Source organism: Pseudomonas sp. HD6422 (assembly GCF_025377065.1).
Lineage (GTDB): Bacteria > Pseudomonadota > Gammaproteobacteria > Pseudomonadales > Pseudomonadaceae > Aquipseudomonas > Aquipseudomonas putida_U.
This window is the reverse complement of the sequence record NZ_JAHWIW010000086.1, coordinates 1-1,130: the sequence shown is the minus strand read 5'-3', so window position 1 is coordinate 1,130 and position 1,130 is coordinate 1. Positions and strand designations below refer to the sequence as shown.

2 protein-coding genes are annotated in these 1,130 nt (G+C 51.9%); both read right to left on the bottom strand.

The genetic code is table 11. The annotated features are described in order from the left end of the window. Positions 1-213: 213 nt before the first annotated feature. On the bottom strand, positions 214-582 hold the full coding sequence (locus tag KY379_RS27155) for a hypothetical protein (protein WP_054882149.1): 369 nt from the start codon (positions 580-582) through the stop codon (positions 214-216). Then, entirely contained in the window at positions 582-974 is a 393-nt protein-coding gene (locus KY379_RS27150; protein ID WP_261242706.1) for a hypothetical protein, read from the bottom strand. Before KY379_RS27150 ends, KY379_RS27155 begins: the two co-directional genes overlap by 1 nt. Positions 975-1,130: the final 156 nt, after the last annotated feature.

The following is a 1,130-nucleotide window of genomic DNA, read 5'->3' as shown; positions in this document are numbered from 1 at the left end:
TCGCGTCCGCTTAAAAATACGCGGACACCATCGCCCTTAATGCTGGAGTTCGGAAGGTGAGTTCGCCGGACGCTTACGGTACGGTGGGAGCCGCAGGACGCCGAAGATCGAGGCGACCTGGTCGCGGAGAGGGATTGGGAGGAGGAGAGGGTGGAGGAAGAGGCGCCTTTCTGACAGGCACAAAAAAGCCCGCGCTTTGCGGGCTTTTGTTTCTCAGGGCTTGTAGAGCCAATCACGAGTCTCAGCTAGAGACCTTAATTCTTTTGACTTTCGCTTGATGTCGCCCTTCCCATTGCCTTCAAAATCAATGATAGCGTGCTCTTTGAAAGGAGCCGGATCAGGTAGCGCTGGAAGGTCCAACGCCTCGCATTCGTCAACCGTGACTGCCAGTACCCCTACCGAGCGAAGTCCAAGAGTATCGACAAAATGCTCGTGAGCCTTAGGCGGATCAATCAGGTCGCCATCATAGCAGGAGAGCTTCATTTCATCCTTGGGTGTAGGACTGAAAGCTTGAGATGTGATTCGGCCATCCTGAATCCAGTTTGGATTTACCTGACGCAAAAGACGCGTGTTTCCTTTCATCAAATCTCTCCCTTAGCAGCCTTAGAAATCAGGTCAATCAGACTTTGCAGATGCTCAGGGTTACTCAAGTCGAACACTTCTTCGATTTCTTGCTTGGTCTGGGTGTTGAAGCAATGGACATCACCCTGGAGCGCTCCGAGGTCAATGTCCATGCTCATGTCTTGGTTAGCTGTTCTCCACTCAAGCAAAATTCCTCCATCCTCGGTTGGATAGATGTAGGGAGTCGGCAGAGTGGCCGGATAGCATGTAGCGAAAAACGACTCGAGCCAATCGAACTCAGATTTGCTAGGGACGGAGCCTATACCGTCGAGCCATCCAGGCCTGAGAAGCCTGAGCTCATCGATTCGGGCTAAAGGATCATTGGTGTCGATGATGACGGCATCCTCAATCATGTCGAATGAGTCTAGCCGCTCGTGCCGGTCAAATCGAGCAACACCGGAGATGGAAACTTTTACGCCTTTCCTATAGCCGCTTGAATCGCCCCTGGTTTCCTAGACACTCTCCAAGCTCAGGAAATAGCGTTTCTCATACTCTATTGGAGACAGCTG